This is a genomic window from Yersinia enterocolitica (genome assembly GCA_002082245.2).
Taxonomy (GTDB): domain Bacteria; phylum Pseudomonadota; class Gammaproteobacteria; order Enterobacterales; family Enterobacteriaceae; genus Yersinia; species Yersinia enterocolitica_E.
This window is the reverse complement of sequence record NBTC02000002.1, coordinates 2,427,066-2,447,863: the sequence shown is the minus strand read 5'-3', so window position 1 is coordinate 2,447,863 and position 20,798 is coordinate 2,427,066. Positions and strand designations below refer to the sequence as shown.

Here is a 20,798-nt window from a genome sequence, read left to right as displayed (position 1 = left end):
TTAATTAAGCGCATTAAACCTCTGGGCTTTAATTTATAACCACCTCCAGCGTTTTGGCGGTGGTTATAGTATCTATAGATATTAAAGTTTGGCAAAGCACCGGCGGGCAGCATCGACGGTTCTCTGGATATCCTCTTTGCTATGTGCGACGGACATAAAACCGGCTTCAAACGCAGAAGGGGCCAGATAGACGCCTTCTGCCAGCATCAAATGGAAGAAACGTTTAAAGCGTTCAACATCACAATTCATGACATCCTGATAGCAGGTGACCGTTGGTGAATTGCTAAAGAAGATACCAAACATGCCACCAACGTGGTTAACCACCAGCGGGATATTCTCTGCTTGTGCTGCATCGAGCAGGCCAGTTGCCAGTAAATCGGTTAACTCGGTCAGGGTTTCATGAATACCTACCTGTGCCACTTCAGTTAAACAGGCATAACCCGCCGCCATAGCGATAGGGTTCCCGGAGAGAGTTCCCGCCTGATAAACTGGTCCAGTCGGTGCCAGTGCCTCCATGACATCACGGCGACCACCGAAAGCACCCACCGGCATACCACCACCGATAATTTTCCCCAGACAGGTTAAGTCAGGAATGACATGGTAGTAATCCTGCGCCCCGGCTAATGCCACCCGGAAACCCGTCATGACCTCATCAATAATCAGCAATGCACCAAATTCATCACATAGATCACGCAGCCCCGGTAGGAATTCTGGCTGCGGTAGTATGCAGTTCATATTGCCAGCGACAGGTTCAACAATGATACAGGCGATTTCTTGTGGGTATTGCTCAAAGGCTTCACGTACAGAGGCGAGATCGTTATAAATACAGGTCAGAGTGTGCTTAGCGAAATCAGCCGGTACCCCCGGAGAGTTTGGCTGACCGAGGGTCAATGCGCCAGAGCCTGCTTTTACTAATAGGCAGTCGGCGTGGCCGTGATAGCAGCCTTCAAACTTGATGATTTTATCGCGCGCAGTGAAACCTCGGGCTAGACGAATGGCGCTCATGGTGGCTTCGGTACCGGAGTTAACCATCCGTACCATATCCATGGTTGGCACTAATTCTGTCACCAACTCAGCCATTTTGACTTCCATCGCTGTCGGTGCGCCAAAGCTTAGGCCGCGCTCGACTGCTTCAATTACGGCCTGACGAATGGCGGGATGATTGTGACCAAGCACCATCGGACCCCAGGAGCCGACATAATCGATGTAAGCTTTACCATCGACATCAAATAGATAAGCGCCGTCAGCACGTTCAATAAACAATGGAACGCCACCGACACCGGTGAATGCACGCACCGGAGAGTTAACCCCGCCTGGGATCACCTGCTGTGCCTGGGCATACAGACTTTCGGACTTACTCATAAACTGGCTCCTGAATTGGGCTTGATGACATTGGCTGAGATGATATTATATTAAATAACAGTGAGTTATATAAAATTAATGTTGTTAACATCAGCTATGACCATAGACAATGGTGCCTATTCTAAAGAACTGGCCGCGGTTATCAAATGATTGGGCATAATTAACTGCTAGCTTGCGCGACGTGCCGCATATTCGAAACTTTCATCGCTAAACTTACATTCTAAGCCAGAGTGTTTCATCGACGTTTAAGCAGGCACATCATGATGATGTAGTCTAAACTCAGACTACTGTTCATTTGTATTACTTATTATTCAATTGATAAATAGACTAATCATGACTGATTCAACGCAACCAATGCCTGCTGAAGGCGTTACTGAACTCAAACGGGGTCGTTTTATCCGAGCATTGGTTAATCGTGATAAAACGCCGTTGGTTATTCTTATTATGGCTGGTGTGGTCGGGGTTGTTACCGGTTTGCTGGCTGTGGCTTTTGATCGCGGCGTCGATTGGATCCAACAACAAAGGTTGGCAACGCTGGCCAAAGTCGCGGATTACGCAATTTTGGTATGGCCGTTGGCTTTCGTTATGTCGGCGTTGCTGGCGATGGTAGGTTATTTTTTGGTGCGTCGTTTTGCTCCTGAGGCTGGTGGTTCAGGTATTCCTGAAATCGAAGGGGCAATGGAGGAGATGCGGCCAGTGCGCTGGTGGCGGGTTATTCCGGTTAAATTTATTGGCGGCCTTGGAACATTAGGGGCGGGCATGGTGTTAGGCCGGGAAGGGCCGATGGTACAGATGGGGGGTAATAGCGGGCGGATGATTGTCGATATCTTTCGTCTGCACAGCCCTGAAGCACGTCACTCATTGCTGGCAACAGGTGCAGCTGCCGGGTTGTCTGCGGCCTTCAATGCCCCGCTGGCGGGGATTTTGTTCGTTATTGAAGAGATGCGCTCTCAGTTCCGCTACAGTCTGGTGTCAATCAAAGCCGTATTTGTCGGGGTGATAACATCTACTATCGTCTACCGCTATTTTAACGGTGAACATGCGGTTATTGATGTCGGTAAAATGAGCGAAGTGCCACTGGACACATTATGGCTTTACCTTGTGCTGGGGATTATTTTCGGTGCCATCGGTGTGATGTTCAATGCGTTAATATTCCGCACGCAGGATATGTTCATGCGTTTCCACGGTGGTGATTGGCGCAAGTTAGTTTTGCTTGGCGGCCTGCTGGGAGGAATGTGTGGTTTATTGGCATTGTTTCATGGCGAGGCTGTGGGGGGTGGTTTTGCATTAATTCCTATTGCGACAGCCGGTAACTTCAGTATCGGCATGTTGCTATTCATTTTTATTGCTCGAGTTATTACGACACTATTGTGCTTTGGTTCTGGTGCACCTGGCGGGATATTTGCCCCAATGTTGGCTTTAGGAACTATTTTGGGTACTGCTTTTGGTTTGTCCTGCGCGTATTTTTTCCCCGAATACGGCATTGAGGCCGGGACTTTTGCTATTGCCGGGATGGGGGCGCTGTTTGCTGCATCGGTACGTGCACCACTGACTGGGATAGTTTTGGTGTTGGAGATGACCGATAATTATCAGCTTATTTTACCAATGATAGTGACCTGCTTGGGCGCCACATTAATAGCACAATTTATGGGGGGTAAGCCCTTGTATTCAGCTATTTTAGCCCGCACATTACAAAGACAAGAGCAGGCTGCATCTGCGAGTGAACAACAACAACCGGTGGTTGAAAATGATACTCAAACAGGTAGATAATATATAACATTAGCCAGCAATACTTGAATGAATTACTCAGGTATTAGATAATTGATGATTAGATCAGGCTGCCATTGTAGTAACCTGCAACTCGAACACCGGTTGGGAGTGATGAGTATGAGCGATGAAACAGTACTGCCCCTACAGTTTACTGAGGCAGCAGCTAAGAAAGTTAAACTGCTGATTTCTGATGAGGAAAATCCGAATCTGAAGCTGCGGGTTTATATTACCGGTGGCGGATGCAGCGGGTTCCAGTATGGTTTTACTTTCGATGATCAAATCAACGATGGGGATATGACCATCGAAAAGCAAGGCGTGGAATTGGTTGTTGATCCGATGAGCCTGCAATATCTGGTCGGCGGTGCGGTGGATTATACCGAAGGGTTGGAAGGCTCACGCTTTATTGTGACGAACCCGAATGCGAAAAGTACCTGTGGTTGCGGTTCTTCTTTCAGCATTTAATTTATCCTGTGTCCTTGATGCTACAACGACGTTAGCTGTATTCACTTAACCGAACCACTGAATTGCAGCTCATCGGGATTAGTGAGCCTCATTTTGAAGGCACACTCTACGGGCTAGCATCAATGCTGTTCAAATCGCTTCTGACTGATTTGTCGTTCGTTTACTGCCCTGCTGTAACACCAATGACTTTGGGTATAATTAGTCCACTCAATTTCCGATAAAAAACCGCAACTTTAATAGTTGCGGTTTTTTTCATCTGAATATTACCATTCTACAGTGATCAACTGTGTCATCTGGCTGTTACTGGTTTGGCTGAGTAATGAGCCATCTGTCGCAATAAAAGAATGGCTGATTTTAGGTTCGCTAACCAAGCCACCTCCTCGTTGGCAGTGTATTTGTGGATAATTTACTTTTGCATCGTTAGCTATGTGTTCATTTTGATTCGGTGATTGCACCTGACAAGATGGCACGATAGTTAAGCTTAATTCTATTGTGCCGCTTAGCCAGCGACGGACTGGCAATGAATGCCAGCCAAAACGTAAACAAAAAATATTTCATGATTTATGACTGCATTTTTATCTGTCGGTGTCCCATTCAGCCAGCTAAATGGGGATATCCTGCTTATTGACGCCGCAGCGTTGTTAGCTATCAGGGCCAATTATTTTGGATAGATATATCGGCTAATTATTTAAAAACTTGAAGATTTAGATCATACAAATTAGACCAATCACTCTATTAGTGCTCTATTTCAAATGTGGGTAGTTTTAAACGCCAGCGGATAGCTGCAAGCCGGATACCGAGCGTAATCACCATGCCCAGCATCATTGCTTGTTGTAAGGGCATACCAAAAGTATAGAACGCGGTAGCATGAACGATACCACCAATAATGCAGGCGGTAGCATAAATTTCAGTGCGCAGGATCATTGGGATCTCGCGGGCTAATACATCGCGGATAATCCCACCGCCGACTCCGGTTATAACACCCATACAGATAGCCACTAACGGGCTGGCACCAGCCGCAAAGGCTTTATTGACGCCGATACCGACGAATACTGCCAGACCAATAGCATCAAGCACCGGCAGGATCCATTTAGGTGTTCGACGAGGTTGACGCACCAACAAAATGGTTGCCAGACAGGTCACCATTGCAACCACTAAGTCAGTAGGATCTTTCACCCAAAAAACCGGGCCATTGGCCAAGGCCATATCGCGGATTGTTCCCCCACCGACAGCCGTCACCACCCCTAAAACCAGCACACCAAACGGGTCCATACGCAACTTCCCCGCTAGCAATACACCAGAGATAGCAAATACCGCAGTACCTAAAATATCCAGCCAATAAACCAGCATTAATGTGACTCCGCCACGGGGGATTGAAAGCTGGCCATTTGTTGGCACAACTGTTCAGCGGCCAGCAGGATACGCGGACCCGAACGATTAAACCAGTCCTCATTCAGCGTTATAACAGGAATTGCAAGCTGAGGTTGCCAGAAGGCTCTGACATTATCAGCTTGTGGCTGGTCACCGCTGACTACGATCACCTGTGGTTGGCGTGTCATGACTTGTTCCCGACTGACTTGAGGCCAAGGAACACGACTGCCAGCAAAAATATTTTCTCCACCACACAGGGAAATAACCTCACTTTGTAACGTATGCCCAGAGCTGGTAAACAGCGGCTGAGTACCAAACTGTAAAAAGGTACGCAAGGGCGTGTTACGGGCATTGTGGCGACGTAATTCAGTAACCTTCTGACGGAGTTGAGCTGCGGCTTGGTGGGCCTGTTCAGGATGCTGGCTGTATTGCGCCAATTTATCCAGATCACCAGCAATTTGATCAATATTTACCGGATCAGAATAGAAGATTGGAATACCAAAGGCGGCGAGTTGATCAAGCGGGCGTTGTGGATTACCGCCACGCCACGCGAGGATCAAGTCTGGCTTTAATGCCAAAATACGTTCGACATTCACGCCTTGCCAGGATGCAACTTGCTCAAGCTTTTTAGCCGCTTCCGGGTAATCAGAGTAAGCACTTACTGCAACCAGTTTATCGCCTAATCCCGCGGCATAAGCCAGTTCAGTGGTGCTGGGGGATAAGCTGATAATCCGCTCTACTGCCACTGCGTATGGTGCAAACAGGGCAAACGAAAACAGGCCGAGCAACAACGTTATTGCTGCTCGTGATAGGGAGAAAATACGGGAACGGACCATTAATTGCGGTTAGCCAGTGTGGTTAACATGGCTTCGATCATAAGCGTCGACTGCTGAGCGGCGACCACTAAGAACTCTTCAAAGCTCAGATGAGACTCCTGATCAGCCACATCAGAAATCGCACGAACCACAACGAAAGGTGTCTTGAACAGATGACAAACATGGCCGATAGCGGCGGCTTCCATCTCGACTGCTGCCACCGACGGGAAGGCCGCGCGGATACGGGCCAGGGGGGCTGAACCATTAATAAAGGCATCGCCGCTGCAAATCAGGCCGCGTACTGCATGTAAGTTCAATTGATTAATGCAGCTTTCTGCCAGTGCAATCAACTCAGCATCAGCAATGAAAGCGGGAGGGCAACCGGCCATTTGGCCTGCTTCATAGCCGAATGCGGTCACATCAGCATCGTGATAGCGAACTTCGTTAGAAACAACGATATCACCCACTTTCAAACTGGAGGCTAAACCACCCGCAGAGCCGGTATTGATTACCACGTCTGGCTGGCAATGCTCTAACAGCAATGTTGTTCCCATGGCCGCAGAGACTTTACCAATGCCGGATTTTAGTAATGCGACATCAACGCCATTGAGTTTACCGGTGTAAATTTCGCAACCTGCTCGTGTCAAGGTTTGGCGATTTTCAATTTTATCACGCAGCAACGTAACTTCTTGCTCCATCGCACCAATAATGCCTACTTTCATATGGATACCCGCTGATTTTAAAGAGTGGATTAGGTTGTAATTATCAACGCACAGTTTATCAGTTAAGTGAGATATCCGGGTAGCTCAGCAAAGATAATGCGTAATGTGCCGCAGTTCATGCGTAATCAATTGCATCTGTTGGCGGGAGTCGGTATCACTGTTTATATTAAATGATCAGGGGGATAACATGTCCGGGATCGACTTTAAGCAGAAAATCAGTTTTCAGCGGCCGTTTGGTAAATCCAGTTCGGCGGAAGATGAATATGAGATTACCCGAGTATTTGAAAGTGATCGGGGTCGGATTGTGAATTCTGCCGCCATTCGGCGTTTGCAGCAAAAAACACAGGTCTTCCCACTGGAACGTAATGCCGCTGTTCGTAGCCGTTTAACCCACTCGTTGGAAGTGCAACAAGTGGGGCGTTATATTGCCAAAGAGATCCTTAATCGGTTTAAGCAGGATAAAAAAATCACAGCTTATGGGCTGGATAAGCTGCTTGATCCCTTTGAAAGCATAGTGGAAATGGCTTGCCTGATGCATGACATCGGTAATCCTCCCTTTGGCCATTTTGGTGAATCAGCTATCAATAACTGGTTTACAAAACAGATGGACCCTAACGGCGGTGGTGCGGAACCTCGTGGTAAGGATCATTGTCAGGTTAATGCATTAAGGCTGCGGGAAGGGGAAACAGAACTTAATATCCTGCGCAGTAAAATCCGCCATGACCTAAGCCAGTTTGAAGGTAACGCACAAGCCATTCGGTTGGTTTACAGTTTATTAAAACTGAATCTGACTTATGCTCAGGTAGGATGCATTCTTAAATATACCAAACCGGCGTATTGGTCAGGCGATATTCCTGCTTCTCATCACTATTTGATGAAGAAACCAGGGTTTTATCTGGCTGAAGAAGACTATGTTAAAGATTTACGTCGTGAACTCAATATGGGAGAGTTCAATCGTTTCCCTCTGACATATATTATGGAAGCTGCGGATGATATTTCTTATTGTATTGCTGACTTAGAAGATGCAGTAGAAAAAAGTATTTTCAGCGTTGAACAACTTTATGATCATATGATGCAAGAGTGGGGCGAAGTTACCCATGGCGACTTGTTTGATAAAGTTGTTGGTGGCGCATTCCGGCAATTAGGTCGCGGGCAAGGCCGGCGCAGTTCGGAAGATCAATTCTTTATGTATTTACGGGTAAATACTGTCGGGAAGTTAGTTCCCCATGCAGCACAACGGTTTATTGAAAATTTACCCACGGTATTTTCTGGCTCGTTCAATCAGGCATTATTAGAAGACTCCAGCCCCGCGTGTAAATTACTGCAAATTTTTAAAAAGGTGGCAGTAAAACATGTGTTTAATCATCCTGAAGTAGAACAGCTTGAATTACAAGGATATAGAGTTATTAGTGGGCTACTTGATATTTACAGCCCATTATTATCTATGCCGCAAACGGCCTTTACACAGTTAGTGGCAGAAGACAGCCACCGCCAGTATCCTATTGAGACGCGGTTGTTCCATAAATTGTCTACTAAGCATCGCTTGGCTTATGCGGAATCGACAGAGCGGTTACGTAATTTATCGTCAGAACAACATGAGATCTATGAATATTATTATCGTGCTCGTTTAATTCAGGATTATATCAGTGGGATGACGGATCTTTATGCTTATGATGAATATCGGCGATTGATGGCTGCGGAATAGTATCCAAGCAAAGTGAGTTGTCCGTTTAATTAACTGTAGTTTTGTAAAGACGGACAATATTTTTTACTATTCCGATTATTGGTTCTATGAACTTCATCCCCCATATTTAATCTTACTATGCAAGACGGCTATATCCTTCTCTTGGCGTTGCCGCGTAGTGAGTGGCTTTCGTTACTCGACCCATCCCTATCGTTGAGCTTTAGTTCGCTCATTAGGATTCGCGCGATTGCTCACTGACTGCTACGTCAATTATTTTGGATATAAGTCAGTTATACCCTTTGTCTCTGAAGCTGCTAGGTTGTTAGCCGCAACTTCAATTTCTTTGGGTATATATACCATTTATTGACCCCTTATTAATTGTACAGCGAGAACCAGAATACATGAAAAAAACAACTTTAGTGTTAAGTGCACTGGCATTGAGCATCGGTTTAGCCATGGGGCCGGTTTCTTCTGCTATTTCGGCAGAGACGGCCTCTTCTAGCAGCCAGCAGCTCCCTAGCCTGGCGCCAATGCTAGAGAAAGTGATGCCTTCTGTTGTGAGCATCAACGTGGAGGGTAGCACCCAGGTTAGCAACTCCGGTGCTGGTGGCGTGCCACCACAGTTCCAGCAGTTCTTTGGTGATGACTCGCCGTTCTGTCAAGACGGTTCACCGTTCCAAGGCTCCCCGATGTGTCAGGGCGGGCAGGGTGGCAAAGGGGGATCACCTAGCAAGCAGGATTTCCGAGCGCTCGGTTCAGGTGTCATTATTGACGCTGCCAAAGGTTATGTCGTTACCAATAACCACGTGGTAGATAATGCGACTAAAATCAGCGTTAAACTGAGCGATGGCCGTAGCTATGAAGCAAAAGTGATCGGTAAAGATCCGCGAACTGATATCGCGTTATTGCAGTTAAAAGATTTTAAAAATCTGACTGCAATTAAAATCGCAGATTCTGATCAATTGCGTGTGGGTGATTATACCGTTGCTATCGGTAACCCATATGGTCTGGGTGAAACCGTAACATCCGGTATCGTGTCTGCTTTGGGGCGCAGTGGTCTGAACGTGGAAAACTACGAAAACTTTATCCAGACTGATGCCGCGATTAACCGTGGTAACTCCGGTGGCGCATTGATCAACCTGAACGGTGAGCTGATTGGTATCAACACTGCGATCCTGGCACCAGATGGCGGTAACATCGGTATTGGTTTCGCTATCCCAAGTAACATGGTGAAAAACCTGACATCTCAAATGGTTGAATTTGGTCAGGTGAAACGTGGTGAATTGGGCATTATGGGCACCGAACTGAACTCTGAGCTGGCCAAAGCCATGAATGTTGATGCACAGAAAGGTGCCTTTATCAGTCAGGTCTTGCCAAAATCTGCGGCGGCCAAAGCCGGGATCAAAGCTGGTGACGTGATTGTCAGCATGAATGGTAAAGCAATCAATAGCTTCGCAGGTTTCCGTGCTGAGATTGGTACTCTGCCAGTGGGCAGTAAAATGACCTTAGGTCTGCTACGTGACGGTAAACCTGTCAATGTGGAAGTGACCTTAGAGCAGAGCAGCCAAACTCAGGTTGATTCCGGTAATCTCTATACTGGAATTGAAGGTGCGGAGCTGAGCAACTCTGATGTTAATGGTAAAAAAGGTGTGAAAGTTGATAGCGTGAAAGCCGGCACTGCCGCTGCACGTATTGGCCTGAAAAAAGGCGATATCATCATGGGGATTAACCAGCAGTCAGTTCAAAATCTGGGTGAGCTGCGGAAGATTCTCGATACCAAACCATCAGTGCTGGCGCTGAATATTCAGCGTGGTGACACTTCACTCTATTTATTAATGCAGTAATCGGCATTAATAACGCCAAAAGGGCGCAGTTCATTATGACTGTGCCCTTTTTTTATGTTGAAGCGGGGGTGTGCTAAGCAGTACCTAAATAGCTTTTGGCAGCATAGCGAACATTCTCTATCTCATCTAATAATTCAAGCCATTCAGGTTGCAAGCCTTGTAAATCTGTTTGCTGGCGCAATTGCTGCTCAATTGTCATGCACAATTGCTTCAGTCGCGGCACACCGCTACATGCACAACTGCCATGGAACTTATGAATTAGGTTCAGAATATCGTTGTCATGACTACCTGCCAATATAGCCTGCACGCGACCTATCACTTGCGGCATAAATTCTAATAACATAGTTAACAGGTCTCTGGCGAGAGCCTCTTTATTGGCTGCTTGCCTGACTGCCAGTGGCCAATCTATCGCCCCGTCACATTCAGATTGAAGTACCGGCAAGTGAGCAGCCTGCACCAGAAGGGGGGCTGAACTATCATGCTGAAAGCGGGAAAGTGCCTGAATTAATCGAGCTTCATCAATCGGTTTTGCCAGATAGTCAGCCATCCCCAGTTTTAACAACTGTTCTTGCTGGCCTCTTACGGCGTGGGCGGTGACTGCAATAATGGGGGTATCCAGATGATGGGACATCTGATGAATGACTTCGCTGGCACGGATACCATCAATTTCAGGCATTTGAATATCCATTAAGATGATATCCAGCGTGTTTTCTCGGGCATAGGCAATGGCTTTTGCGCCACTGTCACACAACACGGTCTCTTCGACCTGTTCTTCAAGCAGGGTGCCAATGAGTTTTAGGTTAGCTGGATTGTCGTCAACTGCCATTACCTTAAACGGTAATTTAGCCAACTTGTCCGCTTGCTCCACTACGGGTAATTCACTGTGAGGTTCTTCAGATAACAGCAATGGAATCAATCTATTCGATGACAAAGGTTTGACCAGACATGCTTTGGCACCGAGCTGTTTAAGTTGCTCAGCCTCCACCTGTGACTGGCTTGGTAGAGCCAGAATTACGCGCTCGGAAATTTTCAGCGCCGCTACCAGTTTATCTTGATGAACCGCCATATTATTACGGAACGGAATGGGTACCCCCACCAGCAGGAAATCATAATGTTGGCGCGGTAATTGCGCTAACGTCGGGCTATGAGTGACCTGCAAGGGCGTGACACTCAGAATATCTAGCGTGGCCCTTGCTGCACAAGTATTGCGCTCAACATAGGCGAGTGTTTTCCCCTCTAAGTACGACATATCAGGATGGCGATAAGAGAGGGTTTCGTTAAGATCCAGTGTGAGATGGAACCTAAAGGTTGAGCCGCGATCTACTTGGCTGTGAAAGCTAATATCGCCCCCCATCTCTTTGACCAATCTTTCGGTAATGACCAATCCAAGGCCGGTCCCTCCGTGTCGACGCGAGATACTGGCATCCGCCTGACGAAAAGCCTGGAATAGCTGAGCCTGTTGGGATTCAGAAATACCAATGCCCGTATCGTGAATCTCTACTACCAGAGTGACTTGTTGTGCTGTCTTCGCCTGCACAGCAACCAGAATATCGATATTGCCCTGTTCGGTGAATTTAATCGCATTACCGAGCAAGTTCGTGACAATTTGCTGCAAACGCATCGCATCCCCGACTACCTGCTCGGGGACATCATTATTAACATGCAGTGTCAGCTCCAGCCCTTTCTCATGTGCGGTGTGTGCCAGTAAGATAATGACTTCATCCAGTGCACCACGTAGTGGGAAGGGAATGTGTTCAAGAATGAGTTTTTCGGCCTCCAGTTTGGAGAAGTCGAGAACATCATTAATGATGCATAACAGGTTGTTGGCTGAACGTTGGATAGTCTGCAAATAGTCAGTTTGTGTGGGGGTTAGCGAAGTTTTCAACGTTTGGCGCGTAAAACCAATGACACCATTTAGCGGAGTTCGTAGCTCGTGAGACATGTTAGCCAGAAACTCCGACTTAATGCGTGCCGCTTCCTGTGCCCGCTTTTTTGCCAGCCCCAGCTCAACATTTTGTATCTCCATCTGTTCCAGTGTTTCGCGTAAATCAGATGTCGCTTGATCGATATTTTGCTGCATCTCTTCGTGATAGGCCGCCAACGACATCGCCATCGAATTGATACCATTTTTCAGAATATTCAGCTCGCCGAGCATATGTCCTTCGACCCGGCTATCCAATTGCCCTCGACGAATACGGTCAACAGCATTCACCATGTTACGGATTGGGCCGGTAACATCGCGCATCAAACGATAAGCAAACAAAATCGCTACACACATGCAAAACAGCAACAGCAGGGTTGAAATAAAGATCTCTTTGTATTGCTGCAAACGCACCGATTGTAAATCCAAATCTATGGCGATATAGCCTAGTGGCTGATGGGTTATATCCGAATCCGAGACTCTGTCACTGGATAAGTTGGATTCCGAGACAATAGGCATTCGCATAATCAGCGAGTCGCCGCGATAAGAGAGCATCAGCGACTCAGGGATAGAATCACCTTTAGGTAACCTTAATTGTGAGGAATTGTAATTATAGTTAGATGTGACAAAAAGATTGTTATCTGCGTCGAAAACGGATATTGACCGAACAATATTCGAGTGACGGCGATGAAGCAGGTTAATCAACTGACGGACAGTATCGCGGTTACGAAAGGTCATGCCATATTCACTGGCAACCGCCAACGGTTCGATAATATTAGTGCCTGCATTAACTATTTGTTTTTGAAGCTCATTATAACGATTTACCATAAAGGAAGTACTGAGTAACAGCCCAAGAAGCAGCGTGGGGGCCAGGATTAAAATCATCATGCGCGCGCGAAGACTGTATTTGGTCATGGTATTCCAATGTGGGAGAATCGGCAGCTTACAAAACCAGTGCTTGATCAATCAATATGGCGCAATTCTACTCTCCAAACCGACGTGTGACGACCCGACAAACGATAACTGTGACAGTAAATTCTCTTGATCCCTTTGGTCAGGGGGTTGCACGCGATAAAGGCAAAGCTATTTTTATCCCCGGGGTTCTACCGGGAGAGCAAGCTGAAATTGAGCTGATCGAGCAAAAACGCCAGTATGGTCGCGGTAAACTTAAACGTTTGTTGAACCAATGTAGCGAAAGAGTGGTTCCTCCTTGCCCTCACTTTGGAATTTGTGGAGGCTGTCAGCAGCAGCACGCTTGTAGCCAATTGCAACAAGATAGCAAAGTAGATTCGCTCAGGCGACTGCTGGTGCAGGCAACGGGGGGTTGCCCTGCATTAGACTCGGTTATCTGTGGGCCAGAGTATGGTTATCGGCGGCGGGCGAGGTTGGGGTTGCTCTATCAGCCAAAACAGCAGCGATTACAAATGGGCTTCCATCAAACTGAATCTCACGACTTGGTTAGCATAAAACATTGTCCCGTCCTGCGGCCTGAATTGGAGCGCCTGCTACATCCGCTCTATCAATGTTTATCTGCCTTACAGGCTGTGCGCCGGTTAGGGCATGTGGAACTGGTACTGGCTGATAATGGGCCGTTGCTGGTTTTACGCCACCTTGATACCCTTAATGAGGTAGATCGTGCAGCGCTTATAGATTTTGCTCTGCGGGAGGGGGTTGCCGTTTATCTGGCTGCCGACAGCGAGAATCTGGAAAAACTCTTTGGTGAGGACCCCTATTACCAGATAGACGGTCTACGCTTAGCATTTCATCCACGGGATTTTATTCAGGTCAATGATACGGTCAACCAACAAATGGTGGCTCAGGCTCTGGCATGGCTTGATGTACAACCTGACGAGCGGGTACTGGATCTCTTCTGCGGTATGGGTAATTTTACATTGCCGCTAGCAAAGCGTGCGCGTGAAGTTGTCGGGGTGGAAGGAGTTGCGGAGCTGGTGGCGAATGGGCAGTATAATGCGCAGAACAATGCATTAGCCAACGTGTCATTTTTTCATGAAAATCTGGAATCCGATATCAGTCGTCAGCCGTGGGCGATACAAGGATTCGATAAAGTATTATTAGACCCCGCTCGCGCAGGTGCTGCCGGGGTGATGTCACATATAGTCAAACTGGCGCCAAAGCGGGTGGTGTATGTTTCGTGTAATCCCACTACGCTGGCACGGGATAGTCAGGTGTTGTTAGCCGCCGGTTACCGTCTTGCTCAGGTGCGAATGTTGGATATGTTTCCCCACACCGGGCATCTTGAATCTATGGCGCTGTTCATGCAGGAGCCAGGGGTCGCAAAGTAGGGAGAAGTTATGGTTGCGGTACGAAGTGCACATTTGAATCCGGCGGGTGAGTTTGCTCTCGACGACTGGATCGCCAGCTTGGGGCTTCCTAATCCGCAGTCAGGTGAGCGATTGGCCGAAACCTGGCGTTACTGTGAGCAACAGACGCAAAACCATCCTGATGCCTCGTTATTGTTGTGGCGCGGTCTTGAAATGGTTGAGATTCTTTCCACTCTGAGCATGGATAACGACAGTATGCGCGCGGCGCTACTGTTCCCGCTGGTGGATGCCAATGTGGTGGATGAAACCACCCTGACTGAGCAATTTGGCAAGGGTATCACCTATCTGGTGCATGGCGTGCGTGACATGGACGCTATCCGCCAATTAAAAGCGACTCACAACGACTCCATGAGCTCTGAGCAAGTGGATAACGTGCGCCGTATGCTGCTGGCGATGGTGGAAGATTTTCGCTGCGTGGTCATCAAACTGGCTGAGCGTATTGCTCATTTGCGTGAAGTGAAAGATGCACCGGAAGACGAACGCGTGCTGGCGGCCAAAGAGTGTTCCAATATTTATGCCCCGCTGGCTAACCGCTTGGGTATTGGTCAGATTAAGTGGGAGTTGGAAGACTTCTGCTTCCGCTATCTGCATCCCGATGAATATAAACAAATTGCTAAATTGCTTCATGAGCGTCGTATTGATCGTGAACAATTCATTGATGATTTTGTCGCTTCATTGCACAAAGCAATGGCGGATGAAGGTATCAAAGCTGATATTTATGGCCGACCAAAGCATATCTACAGTATTTGGCGCAAGATGCAGAAAAAGTCGTTGGCCTTCGATGAGTTATTCGATGTGCGCGCTGTGCGAGTGGTCGTCGAGCGTTTGCAGGACTGCTATGCCGCATTGGGGATTGTGCATACTCATTTCCGTCATTTGCCTGATGAGTTTGATGATTACGTCGCTAACCCTAAACCCAATGGCTATCAGTCAATTCATACTGTAGTCCTCGGGCCACGTGGGAAAACGCTGGAGATTCAGATTCGTACCCGCCAGATGCATGAAGATGCTGAATTGGGGGTTGCCGCCCACTGGAAGTACAAAGAAGGTGCTGTGGCGGCGGGGCGTTCTGGCTATGAAGGGCGCATTGCCTGGTTACGTAAGCTGATTGCCTGGCAGGAAGAGATGGCAGATTCTGGCGAGATGCTGGATGAAGTGCGCAGTCAGGTATTTGACGATCGGGTCTATGTGTTTACCCCGAAAGGCGATGTTATTGATTTACCTGCCGGTTCTACCCCACTCGACTTTGCTTATCATATTCACAGTGATGTGGGGCACCGCTGCATAGGTGCTAAAATCAGTGGCCGAATTGTGCCGTTTACCTATCAGTTACAGATGGGTGATCAGATTGAAATTATCACCCAGAAGCAACCCAACCCAAGCCGTGACTGGCTGAATCCTAACCTCGGTTATGTCACTACTAGTCGTGGGCGATCCAAGATCCATAACTGGTTTAGAAAACAAGATAGAGACAAGAATATTCTTGCTGGCCGGCAGATGCTGGACAACGAATTGGAACATATGGATATCAGCCTAAAAGAGGCTGAGAAGCTGCTAGTTCCGCGCTATAACATGAATTCGATGGATGAAGTGTTGGCGGCCATTGGCGGTGGTGATATTCGTCTGAATCAGATGGTCAACTTCCTGCAAGGCAAGCTGAACAAACCAACAGCGGAAGAGGCTGATTTAGAGGCATTGCGCCATCTGAATAATAAGCATCAGCCACCACCACGCAACGCCAGCAAAGACAGCGGGCGCATTGTGGTCGAAGGTGTTGGCAATCTGATGCACCATATTGCCCGTTGCTGCCAACCGATTCCCGGTGATGAGATTATTGGTTTTATTACCCAGGGGCGGGGGATATCCATTCATCGTGCTGATTGTGAACAACTGGCTGAATTGCAGTCTCATGCACCAGAGCGGATTGTTGATGCGGTTTGGGGTGAAAGCTACTCCAGTGGCTATTCATTAGTAGTGCGGGTGACCGCCAATGATCGCAGTGGCTTGTTACGTGATATCACCACCATACTGGCGAACGAAAAGGTCAATGTATTAGGGGTTGCCAGCCGCAGCGATACTAAAAAGATGCTCGCTACCATCGATATGGATATCGAGATTTACAACTTGCAGGTGCTGGGCAGGGTGTTAGCCAAGCTGAATCAGTTGCCGGATGTGATAGATGCCCGTCGGCTCCACGGCAATTAAGTTTTTGATCTGGACGGCTACTGCGCTTTGGCATATTGATATTGGGCAGTGCTCGCCCTCCTCACGTACTGCGTGTACGCTCCGGGGGCTGTGCGCTGGCCGCAATCAATCTGCCTGCGCTCGCTACGCCTCGAATTTTAAACAGCAAAAAAGTGAATAAATTGAGATGACCCAGCCAGTAACTACCCCTGATATCACCGCCTTAGCTCTGCAACGTTTGTTGGATATTATGCGTACCTTGCGTGACCCGGAGCACGGCTGTCCGTGGGATCGTAAACAGACGTTTGACACCATCGCTCCCTATACATTAGAAGAAACCTATGAGGTGCTTGACGCGATTCAGCGCAAGGATTTTGATGATTTACGTGATGAACTGGGCGATTTGCTGTTTCAGGTGGTGTTTTATGCCCAAATGGGGCAGGAACAGGGGTTGTTTGCGTTTGATGATGTTTGTCATGCCATCAGCGACAAACTGGAGCGTCGTCACCCGCATGTATTCCCTAATGCTGCGCTAAACGCCACTGACGTAGCGATTGGCAGTGAAGCGGCGCTGGCGGGTTGGGAATCGCGTAAAGCCGAGGAAAGAGCGGAGAAAGCCCTGTATTCGGCACTGGATGATATTCCCGATGCACTACCAGCATTGATGAAAGCCCATAAAATCCAAAAGCGCTGCGCAGTGGTTGGTTTTGATTGGGACACACTTGGTCCGGTTTTGGACAAAGTCTATGAAGAGATCGATGAAGTGATGTTCGAAGCTCGCCAAGCGGTGGTGGATGAAGAAAAACTGGGGGAAGAAATTGGCGATTTGCTGTTTGCTACGGTTAACTTATCTCGTCATTTAGGCCATAAAGCTGAAAATGCCTTACAGGCAGCTAACCGCAAGTTTGAACGTCGTTTTCGTCAGGTAGAACAAATAGTTATGGCATCAGGGAAGAGCATGGAGAGCGCGACGCTGGAAGAAATGGAAGCCGCCTGGCAGCAAGTTAAAAAGCAAGAAACTGAAATTTAAGGTGTTTTAATTCATTTGGCGGATGGTTGTTGGATTTTAATTACGTTAATATATTGAATTATAATGGATAGCAAGACGATGTTCCGTGCGGTTTTGGTAGCGAAAATGGCCACTGGCGCGGAGATAGTTTGTAGCGAAACCAAGGTTCGAGTATACTACTTTCCCGTCTTGGTTCTTCCATCGTCTTTAAACCTAAACTCTCAGGTTCAGCATGACAACTAATTATATTTTTGTGACCGGCGGGGTCGTATCCTCTCTGGGTAAAGGCATTGCCGCAGCCTCTCTGGCGGCTATACTTGAAGCCCGTGGCCTCAACGTTACCATCATGAAACTGGACCCGTACATCAACGTGGATCCGGGCACCATGAGCCCGACTCAACACGGGGAAGTTTTCGTCACCGAAGATGGTGCTGAAACCGATCTGGATTTAGGGCATTACGAGCGTTTCATTCGCACCAAAATGACCCGTCGTAACAACTTCACCACTGGCCGTATCTATTCTGAAGTTCTGCGTAAAGAACGCCGTGGCGACTATCTGGGTGCGACTATCCAGGTTATCCCTCATATTACCAATGCTATCAAAGAGCGCATCATCGAAGGCGGCGAAGGCCACGATGTGGTTTTGGTTGAAATTGGTGGCACCGTGGGCGATATCGAATCCTTGCCATTCCTGGAAGCTATTCGCCAGATGGCAGTTGATGTTGGCCGCGAGCACACGCTTTATATGCATCTGACGTTGGTTCCTTACCTGGCAGCTGCCGGTGAAGTGAAAACTAAGCCAACGCAACATTCGGTAAAAGAGCTACTTTCCATAGGTATTCAGCCAGATGTGCTGATATGCCGTTCTGATCGCGCAGTTCCTGCTAATGAACGGGCCAAAATTGCCTTGTTCTGTAATGTGCCAGAAAAAGCGGTTATCTCCCTAAAAGATGTTGATTCCATTTATAAAATCCCAGGGCTATTGAAATCACAGGGCCTTGACGATTATATTTGTAAACGATTCAGCTTAACTTGTCCTGAAGCAAATCTTGCTGAATGGGAACAGGTATTATACGAAGAGTCGAATCCAGGTGGCGAAGTGACCATCGGGATGATCGGTAAATACGTAGAATTGCCGGATGCTTATAAATCTGTGATTGAAGCACTCAAACACGGTGGGCTGAAAAATCGCCTGACTGTGAACATCAAGCTGATTGATTCGCAAGATGTTGAGACACGCGGCGAAGAGATGCTGAAAGGACTGGATGCTATTCTGATCCCCGGTGGCTTTGGTTACCGTGGTGTGGAAGGCAAGGTTCTGGCAGCGCGTTATGCCCGTGAACACAATATTCCTTATCTGGGTATTTGCCTGGGTATGCAAGTTGCACTGATGGAGTTTGCCCGCAACGTAGCGGGGATGGAAAACGCAAACTCCACCGAATTTGTGCCAGACTGTAAGTATCCGGTGGTTGCATTAATCACCGAATGGCGTGATGAAGACGGCAACGTTGAAGTACGCACGGAAGAGAGCGATTTGGGCGGTACCATGCGGGTGGGTGGGCAACAATGTCACCTGACCGAAGGTAGCCTGGTACGTCAGATGTATGGCGAACCTACCATCGTTGAGCGCCATCGTCATCGCTATGAAGTAAACAACATGTTGTTGAAGCAGATTGAATCCGCCGGGTTACGTGTAGCAGGGCGTTCTGCGGATAACAAACTGGTGGAAATTATTGAGTTACCAAACCACCCGTGGTTTGTAGCTTGTCAGTTCCATCCAGAATTTACTTCGACGCCACGTGATGGTCACCCGTTGTTCGCCGGCTTTGTTAAAGCGGCTGGTGATTATCAGAAGCGCCAGGTGAAATAAAATATTTGGTAGAAGGGGCGGCAGTGATGTCGCCCCCTCTGTCTGGAGTTTTAGTTTAACTTGTACTGAGGAAAATCTAATGTCCAAAATCGTTAAAGTCATCGGTCGCGAAATCATCGACTCCCGTGGTAACCCAACTGTAGAAGCTGAAGTTCATCTGGAAGGCGGTTTTGTTGGTTTGGCTGCGGCACCATCAGGTGCTTCTACCGGTTCCCGTGAAGCACTGGAACTGCGTGACGGTGACAAATCCCGTTTCCTGGGCAAAGGCGTTCTGAAAGCCGTTGCAGCAGTAAATGGCCCAATTGCTCAGGCAGTTATGGGTAAAGATGCTAAAGACCAGGCTAACATCGATAAAATCATGATCGATCTGGATGGTACTGAGAACAAATCCCAGTTTGGTGCTAACGCCATCCTGGCTGTTTCTCTGGCAGCAGCGAAAGCAGCAGCAGCGTCTAAAGGCATGCCTTTGTACGAGCACATTGCTGAACTGAACGGCACCCCAGGCAAATTCTCTATGCCACTGCCTATGATGAACATCATCAACGGCGGCGAACATGCTGATAACAACGTTGATATTCAAGAGTTTATGATTCAGCCAGTAGGCGCGAAAACTCTGAAAGAAGCGGTTCGCATCGGTTCAGAAGTGTTCCATACTTTGGCTAAAGTTCTGAAGTCTAAAGGCATGAGCACTGCGGTAGGCGACGAAGGCGGTTATGCACCAAATCTGGGTTCTAACGCCGAAGCACTGGCTGTTATCGCTGAAGCGGTAAAACAAGCAGGCTACGTGTTGGGCAAAGACGTTACTCTGGCTATGGACTGTGCGGCATCTGAGTTCTACAAAGATGGCAAATATGTTCTGGCTGGTGAAGGCAATAAAGCGTTCACTTCTGAAGAGTTCACTCACTTCCTGGAAGACCTGACCAAACAGTACCCAATCGTCTCCATCGAAGATGGCTTGGACGAATCTGACTGGGCTGGCTTCAAATACCAGACCGAAGTTCTGGGCGACAAAATTCAGCTGGTTGGTGACGACCTGTTTGTAACCAACACCAAGATCCTGAAAGAAGGTATCGAGAAAGGTGTTGCTAACTCTATCTTGATCAAATTCAACCAGATCGGTTCTCTGACCGAAACTCTGGCTGCTATCAAGATGGCGAAAGATGCAGGTTACACCGCGGTTATCTCTCACCGTTCAGGCGAAACCGAAGATGCTACCATTGCCGACCTGGCAGTAGGTACCGCAGCAGGCCAAATCAAAACTGGTTCAATGAGCCGTTCTGACCGTGTTGCTAAATACAACCAGCTTATTCGGATTGAGGAAGCGCTGGGTGACCGCGCACCATTCAACGGTCTGAAAGAAGTGAAAGGCCAGTAATTACTGCGCGTTACCTTCAGTAAAACAGTTTGTTGATAAAGCCCGCCTTAATAGGCGGGTTTTTTTA

The 20,798-nt window shown here is 47.9% G+C and carries 14 protein-coding genes; 9 read left to right on the top strand and 5 right to left on the bottom strand.

Features of this window, described 5'->3' with window-relative positions; translation table 11 throughout:
- Positions 1-81: 81 nt before the first annotated feature.
- On the bottom strand, positions 82-1,362 hold the full coding sequence (gene hemL / locus A6J66_012685) for a glutamate-1-semialdehyde-2,1-aminomutase (protein PNM24965.1): 1,281 nt from the start codon (positions 1,360-1,362) through the stop codon (positions 82-84).
- 333 nt (positions 1,363-1,695) lie between these two features.
- On the opposite strand from hemL, the gene A6J66_012680 reads away from it, so the two are divergent.
- Complete coding sequence (locus A6J66_012680) at positions 1,696-3,132, top strand: H(+)/Cl(-) exchange transporter ClcA (GenBank protein PNM24964.1); 1,437 nt, start codon at positions 1,696-1,698, stop codon at positions 3,130-3,132.
- Between the two features lie 117 nt (positions 3,133-3,249).
- Positions 3,250-3,594, top strand: a complete 345-nt coding sequence (locus A6J66_012675; protein ID PNM24963.1) for an iron-sulfur cluster insertion protein ErpA — start codon at positions 3,250-3,252, stop codon at positions 3,592-3,594.
- Between the two features lie 735 nt (positions 3,595-4,329).
- Here the strand turns inward: A6J66_012675 and A6J66_012670 are convergent.
- The 3 genes from A6J66_012670 to A6J66_012660 are packed head-to-tail and all read right to left on the bottom strand — an operon-like array spanning position 4,330 to position 6,502.
- Positions 4,330-4,944: a hypothetical protein gene (locus A6J66_012670; GenBank protein PNM24962.1), complete on the bottom strand. Its 615-nt coding sequence runs from the start codon at positions 4,942-4,944 to the stop codon at positions 4,330-4,332.
- Positions 4,944-5,801 carry a vitamin B12 ABC transporter substrate-binding protein BtuF gene (locus tag A6J66_012665; protein ID PNM24961.1) on the bottom strand — a complete coding sequence of 286 codons (858 nt, stop codon included), beginning with the start codon at positions 5,799-5,801 and terminating at the stop codon, positions 4,944-4,946. Before A6J66_012665 ends, A6J66_012670 begins: the two co-directional genes overlap by 1 nt.
- Positions 5,801-6,502, bottom strand: a complete 702-nt coding sequence (locus tag A6J66_012660; protein PNM24960.1) for a 5'-methylthioadenosine/adenosylhomocysteine nucleosidase — start codon at positions 6,500-6,502, stop codon at positions 5,801-5,803. The genes A6J66_012665 and A6J66_012660 overlap by 1 nt, the downstream gene beginning before the upstream one ends.
- Positions 6,503-6,689: 187 nt before the next feature.
- Here A6J66_012660 and A6J66_012655 point away from each other — a divergent pair, with 187 nt between their 5' ends.
- Both A6J66_012655 and A6J66_012650 read left to right on the top strand, forming a co-directional pair.
- On the top strand, positions 6,690-8,207 hold the full coding sequence (locus A6J66_012655) for a dGTPase (protein ID PNM24959.1): 1,518 nt from the start codon (positions 6,690-6,692) through the stop codon (positions 8,205-8,207).
- Between the two features lie 380 nt (positions 8,208-8,587).
- The gene (locus A6J66_012650) at positions 8,588-10,030 is read left to right on the top strand and encodes a serine endoprotease DegP (GenBank protein PNM24958.1); all 1,443 of its coding nucleotides are present in this window, start codon (positions 8,588-8,590) and stop codon (positions 10,028-10,030) included.
- A gap of 73 nt (positions 10,031-10,103) precedes the next feature.
- Here the strand turns inward: A6J66_012650 and A6J66_012645 are convergent, their stop codons facing one another.
- Complete coding sequence (locus A6J66_012645) at positions 10,104-12,866, bottom strand: two-component sensor histidine kinase BarA (protein PNM24957.1); 2,763 nt, start codon at positions 12,864-12,866, stop codon at positions 10,104-10,106.
- Positions 12,867-12,922: 56 nt separating this feature from the next.
- Here A6J66_012645 and A6J66_012640 point away from each other — a divergent pair, with 56 nt between their 5' ends.
- From A6J66_012640 to A6J66_012620, 5 genes are all read left to right on the top strand, one after another.
- Positions 12,923-14,254, top strand: coding sequence for a 23S rRNA (uracil(1939)-C(5))-methyltransferase RlmD (locus tag A6J66_012640; protein PNM24956.1), 1,332 nt, complete (start codon positions 12,923-12,925; stop codon positions 14,252-14,254).
- A 9-nt stretch (positions 14,255-14,263) separates the two neighbouring features.
- Positions 14,264-16,498 (top strand): GTP diphosphokinase, encoded by a 2,235-nt coding sequence (locus tag A6J66_012635; GenBank protein PNM24955.1) that lies wholly within the window; start codon positions 14,264-14,266, stop codon positions 16,496-16,498.
- 166 nt (positions 16,499-16,664) lie between these two features.
- Positions 16,665-17,507 (top strand): nucleoside triphosphate pyrophosphohydrolase, encoded by an 843-nt coding sequence (locus tag A6J66_012630; GenBank protein PNM24954.1) that lies wholly within the window; start codon positions 16,665-16,667, stop codon positions 17,505-17,507.
- A gap of 211 nt (positions 17,508-17,718) precedes the next feature.
- On the top strand, positions 17,719-19,356 hold the full coding sequence (pyrG, locus tag A6J66_012625; GenBank protein PNM24953.1) for a CTP synthase (glutamine hydrolyzing): 1,638 nt from the start codon (positions 17,719-17,721) through the stop codon (positions 19,354-19,356).
- A gap of 79 nt (positions 19,357-19,435) precedes the next feature.
- A complete protein-coding gene (locus A6J66_012620; protein PNM24952.1) occupies positions 19,436-20,731 on the top strand; it encodes a phosphopyruvate hydratase in 1,296 nt (431 codons plus the stop codon).
- Positions 20,732-20,798: the final 67 nt, after the last annotated feature.